This is a genomic window from Brevibacillus sp. AY1 (assembly GCF_029870785.1).
Taxonomy (GTDB): Bacteria; Bacillota; Bacilli; order Brevibacillales; family Brevibacillaceae; genus Brevibacillus; species Brevibacillus invocatus.
In genome coordinates, this window is the sequence record NZ_JAFLPN010000081.1 from 1 (window position 1) to 5,669 (window position 5,669).

Below are 5,669 nucleotides of genomic sequence, written 5' to 3' on the forward strand. Positions count from 1 at the left end.
CGTGGTGAAAACCGGCTTTTTTGTGCTTCAAAACTCCTTAGCGTTGTAAATCCGCGTTTTGCTGACGGTACCCCCAAATACTCGAATTCCTGGCCACCGTGCAAAACCTTCTCCATGTTCAACTTAAGCAAGGAAGCCATTGAAGAATCCCCACTCCAAAAGTCAATGACCGTCGCAAAGGTAGGAGGAATCGCATCCCCCGTTTGATAATCAGGATGGGAATCGCCCAAGGCAAGCGCAAACTCCTTCACTTTTCCCAGTTCTACGGTAAACGTGCTTGACGCCGTCTTCCGTCCGATCTTCTGTTCGATCATCATTGCCCCTCCTTCTATTCCTTTTCAGTCGTGCAAGGATCAGGTATAGGTCCCACCATTGATGTGCAGGACTTGACCATTCACATAATTGGAGAGCGGCGAAGACAGATAAAAGATTCCTGCGGCGGCTTCCTTTGCATCACCTGCACGTTTTTGCGGGATCCGCTCGATGAACATGTTCCGTACCTTCTCCGGTATGCCCACGACCACACCGTCCACCGTCTCGCCGAGCTCTTTTGGTTGCGTCAGACGTGTATCGATGAAGCCGAATGCTACGACGTTGCAGTTGACATTGAATCCTGCCCATTCCTTGGCTACTGACTTGGTCAGACCAACCACGCCTGCTTTTGCAGAGGAATAATTGGCCTGGCCTACATTGCCGCTTATACCCGCCACTGACGAGACGTTGACAATTTTTCGATGGTGCACTATTCCTTGCTCCATTTCTTTTTTGGCGGCATCCCGAAAGTAAGGGCTCGCTTCCCGAATCAATCGAAACGGTGCGATGAGATGTATATCAAGCATAGCCTGAAATTGCTCGTCGCTCATTTTGTGTATCAGCGCATCCGAGGTATACCCGGCATTGTTGACGAGAATGTCCAGTCTGCCAAACGTGGAAACCGTCTCCTCGATAATCCCCTTGGCAAATTTCGAGGCTGTCACATCCCCGCAGTACATGATGGCTTCTCCGCCCTGCTCCCGAATGGCAGATACGACTTCCTGAGCAGGTGCTTCGTCCCGATCTGAGACGACGACTTTGGCTCCATGCTCAGCAAACATCAGCGCTACCTCGCGTCCGACGCCACGCCCCGAACCCGTGACAATCGCCACTTGATCGTCCAGCATTTTACTCATCCTCTATTCCTCCATTTCCACTACAATCCCAGGTTTTTGGCGATAATGATTTTCATGATTTCATTCGTTCCGGCAAAGATCGGAGATATGGCGATATCACGGTAACGTCTGGCGATCTTGTACTCCTCCATAAAGCCGTAACCCCCGTGAAGCTGCATGCAGCGCGGAGCCATTTTTCGTGCCATATCTGTAATCCACCACTTCGCCATGGAAACCTGCGTGACGATGTTTTCTCCATTCATATGGCGCACGATCAAATCATCGACGAAAGTGCGCCCCAGCTGCACCTCTGTTGCCATCTCGGCAATTTCAAACTGTGTGTTCTGAAACGTACTGATCGATTTGCCAAACGCTTGTCGTTCCTTCACGTATTGCATGGTGATTTGCAGCATGTCTTCTGCAGATACAATCGCACCGATCGCCGCAAGCAAACGTTCCTGCTGAAGCTTGTGCATCAAGTAATAAAAGCCTTTTCCTTCTTGACCCAGCAGATTTTCGACCGGTACCCTGCAATCCTCAAAGATCAGTTCTGCTGTATCCTGGCTGCGAAGACCTACTTTTTTCAATTTTCGTCCCCGGATAAAGCCTGGCATTCCCCGCTCGACCAGCAGGAGACTAATTCCTTTATGTCCAGGGGTCACCCTGGTATCCGTCTTGACTGCTACGACGATCAGATCAGAATGGATGCCATTGCTGATGAAGGTTTTTTGCCCGTTTACGATGTAATGGTCGCCATCGCGCACTGCTGTCGTCCGAATTCCGGCTAGATCTGATCCCGCTCCTGGCTCTGTCATTGCGACCGCAGTGACGATTTCTCCAGAAATACATTTGGGCAGATATTTTTTCTTTTGTTCCTCCGTTCCGAATTCCTCCAAATAAGGGACGACGATGGAGGTATGAATCCCTGGTCCTCCTAATCCGCCTACTCTGCCTGCCTCTTCAGCCAGAACGATCTGGAAGCCGAAGTCCAGACCAAGCCCGCCGTATTCCGGTGATACCTGCGGGCACAGGAATCCCAGCTCTCCCATTCGATCCCAAAAAGAACGCGGGACGATTTCGTCCTCCTCCCATTGATCGAGATGGGGAACGACTTCCTTATCCAAAAACTTCCGAAGGGCTTCCCGAAACATGAGGTGCTCACTGTTGTAATAAGGCTTGGAGACTTTATTTCCATCAAATGAAGTCGTTGCAGACATGATCTTCACTTCTCCAAGATTTGAAATTATCGACCAGAAAATTGCGGCCGCCGTTTTTCAAAAAATGCCTTTACGCCCTCTTTTAAATCTTCTGATTCCAGGCATAGCCCTTGCGCAAACGCTTCCAATTCCAAGGATTCATTCAATCCTCTCATCATGGTTTGATTCACCAGATCTTTCGTCAAACCGACTGCAATGGATGGTCCTTTTGCCAATTGGTCAGCGATAGCCCTTGCCTCTTCCAAAAGCTGCTCATCCTCCACCACCCGATTGACAAACCCGAGCTGTTGCCCTTGCTCAGCGCTGATGCGTTCTCCTAAAAGCATCAGCTCCTTCGCCCGATGATGTCCCAGGAGCTGCGTCAAAAAGTAAACAGAACCGAGGTCTGGTACAAGCCCGATATGGACAAAGCTTTGTACGAAAAAGGAGGAACGTGCTGCAACGACGAGATCGCAGGCAAGAGCAAGACTGAAGCCTGCACCGGCTGCAGCGCCGTTTACTGCAGCCACGACTGGTTTTCGCACTTGAAGAATGGCCAGGATCAATTCATGGGACAGCTTCAATTTTTGGCGTCCGGTTAGAGCCGTCACTTGATTGCCCATCGAGCTCAAATCTCCGCCTGCGCAAAATGCCTTTCCTTCTCCTGTGAGAATGATGGCTCGAACCTGATCGTCCTGCTCGAGATCGGACAGCACCTGAAGCAGCTCTGTTCGCAATGCTGGAACCATCGCATTACGATTCTCTGGTCTGTTCAGGCGGATCGTACCCACACCGTTTTCGATTTGAACTTCCAGTCGCTCAAAGGACATTGCGTATCTCCCTGCCTTTCTTTACTTTTTCATCAATCGGGTCAACCACTCTTCTGTGTGCTCACCAAGCTTTGGAGATGGTGTTGCATGCTGCAGCACCGAGCCTTCGCTCTGATAACACGTCGCCACATAGCGAAGCCCCCACTGCTCCTCAATCAAACGGCGCTCTCGAATATGCGGATGATCGTGCAGTTCTCCCGCTTCCAAGATCGGTGCCATACAGCAATCCACCTCCAAAGAGAAGGACGTCCACTCAGCAAGCGTTCTGCTCCGGATTAACGCTTGTATTTCCTGATAAACAGGGTTCTCGTCTTGTTGGGGAGAGTAGTGGGCGGAAAGCCACTCCGGCTTTTCCACTGCCTGGCAGAAATTCTCCCAGAATTTTGGTTCCAGCGCTCCCAGAGAAATGTATCGCTGATCCTTGGTTTGATAAATCGCGTAGCAGACGAGACTTTTGTGCAGCTTTGCCAGTCCTCGTCGATTGCCAGTCGCCGATTCCATGAGCACATGGTTGGTCATCAGTGTAACCATTACATCCGCAAGCGAGATGTCCAAATACGTCCCCTTCCCTGTCTTTCCTCGCTGTACCAAACCCGCCAAAATGGCTTCTGATGCGGCAATTCCTCCGATCATGTCGGCAAACGTCATGCTGGGTGCGATCGGTGCACCGTCATCATCCGTCATCTGCGCCAAGGCACCGCTGATGGCCATGTAATTGATGTCGTGGCTGCCCATCTGATGCATGGGACCGTTTTGACCATAGCCTGACAGCGAGCAGTAGACGATTCGCGGATTGACCTGAACCACATCTTCGTAGCTGATACCGAGCCGCTTGGTCACGCCAGGGCGAAAACTCTCGATCACGACATCTGCCTGACTGATCAGGTCAAGCGCCACGAATCGCTGAGGCTCTTCCTTGAGATTGAGAACCATGCTCTTCTTGTTGCGTCCATGCGCACGGAAAAGATAATTGTCGCCTTGGCCCTTCATCTTCGGATGACGCGCTGGGTCTCCCTGTGGCGTTTCGACTTTGACGATCTGTGCCCCACGATCCGCTAGGCGCAGAGTGGCATAAGGTCCTGGCAGATGCTGTGAAAAGTCGATCACGAGAATGTCAGACAGCATAAGCCTCCTCCTTTAATCCAGTCGTTCAATAATCGTTGCGTTTGCCATGCCCAGCCCCTCACAGATAGCCTGCAAGCCGTATTTGCCACCTGTTCTCTCCAATTCATGCAGCAAGGTAATCATGACACGCGCTCCGCTTGCTCCCAGTGGATGACCGATCGCAATGGCTCCCCCATTGATGTTCAGCTTGCTCGGGTCCGCTCCCATTTCCACCTGCCAGCAGAGCGGTACGGGTGCGAAGGCTTCATTGACTTCATACAAATCCATATCCTCGATGGTTAGCCCAACCTTCTCCAATGCTTTTTTCGATGCGGCGATTGGTCCAGTCAGCATCAAGGTCGGATCAGACCCAACCACTGTTCGTGAGATGATTCTGGCACGAGGCTTGACTCCCAGGCTCTCGGCCTTCTCTTTCGACATCAGCAAAAGGGCTGCCGCTCCATCGCTGATCTGGCTGGCGTTTCCTGCATGTATCCGGCCATCCTCCTGGAATGCTGGCTTTAAAGACGCAAGCTTCTCCATCGAGGTTCCTTTTCTCGGTCCTTCATCCTGCGTGACGATCGTGGTGCTGCCATCAGGCAATGTGACTTCTAAAGGCATGATCTCTCTTTCAAATCGCCCTTCTTCCTGCGCACGTATCGCCCGACGATGGCTTTCCAGCGAATACTCATCTAGTTGCGTGCGGCTAAACCCCCATTTCTCGGCGATTCTTTCTGCCGACAAGCCTTGATTGATCAACTCATATCTTGCTGTCAATTGCTCGCTTCTCTTTGCTCCCTGGTTAGTAGAGCCCATCGGAACCCGGGACATGCTCTCCACACCGCCACCAATCACGATATCCATATCCCCACTTAAAATCGCTTGGGCCGCGAAATGGACTGCTTGTTGACTAGATCCACACTGCCGATCGATCGTAGTGCCGGGTACCTCGATGGGGAAGCCGGCGATGAGGGAAGCAACTCGTGCAATATCGCCGGCTTGTTCTCCTACTTGAGAAACGCACCCAAAGATGACATCCTCTACCAGTTCAGCTTTTAGATCTACCCGCTTGACCAGCTCCTGCAGCACCATTGCAGCAAGATCATCGGGGCGAATTCCACTTAAAAGTCCTCCTCTTCTACCAATCGGTGTACGTACTGCCTCCACGATCACGACTTCTCGCGTCATTTTCCCATCTCCCTGTCATTATTGTGATTTACTCGTTCTGCAAAAAGGACTAATGCAATTCTATTGCCAACGATTTTGATCCGAACAAAGTGATTTTTATGGAGAGTACTGTCCACGAATCAAGACAAAATAAGAAAACCCAGAGCGAAGCTCTGGGCCTTTTTGCGTTAGAGGATATCCGAAAGTTTGTACTCGTATCCATG

The 5,669-nt window shown here is 51.1% G+C and carries 6 protein-coding genes; all 6 read right to left on the bottom strand.

Annotated elements, in window-relative coordinates; translation table 11 throughout:
- The coding region (locus JZI27_RS24585; RefSeq protein ID WP_280209796.1) for an FAS1-like dehydratase domain-containing protein at window positions 1-314 on the bottom strand (314 nt) is incomplete at its 3' end.
- 39 nt (window positions 315-353) lie between these two features.
- Window positions 354-1,169 (bottom strand): SDR family NAD(P)-dependent oxidoreductase, encoded by an 816-nt coding sequence (locus JZI27_RS24590; protein WP_251244882.1) that lies wholly within the window; start codon window positions 1,167-1,169, stop codon window positions 354-356.
- Between the two features lie 20 nt (window positions 1,170-1,189).
- Window positions 1,190-2,365, bottom strand: coding sequence for an acyl-CoA dehydrogenase family protein (locus JZI27_RS24595; protein ID WP_280209797.1), 1,176 nt, complete (start codon window positions 2,363-2,365; stop codon window positions 1,190-1,192).
- 26 nt (window positions 2,366-2,391) lie between these two features.
- Window positions 2,392-3,174: an enoyl-CoA hydratase/isomerase family protein gene (locus JZI27_RS24600; protein ID WP_122908215.1), complete on the bottom strand. Its 783-nt coding sequence runs from the start codon at window positions 3,172-3,174 to the stop codon at window positions 2,392-2,394.
- Window positions 3,175-3,195: 21 nt separating this feature from the next.
- A complete protein-coding gene (locus JZI27_RS24605) occupies window positions 3,196-4,299 on the bottom strand; it encodes a CaiB/BaiF CoA transferase family protein (RefSeq protein WP_280209798.1) in 1,104 nt (367 codons plus the stop codon).
- 12 nt (window positions 4,300-4,311) lie between these two features.
- Complete coding sequence (locus JZI27_RS24610) at window positions 4,312-5,466, bottom strand: thiolase family protein (protein ID WP_280209799.1); 1,155 nt, start codon at window positions 5,464-5,466, stop codon at window positions 4,312-4,314.
- Window positions 5,467-5,669: the final 203 nt, after the last annotated feature.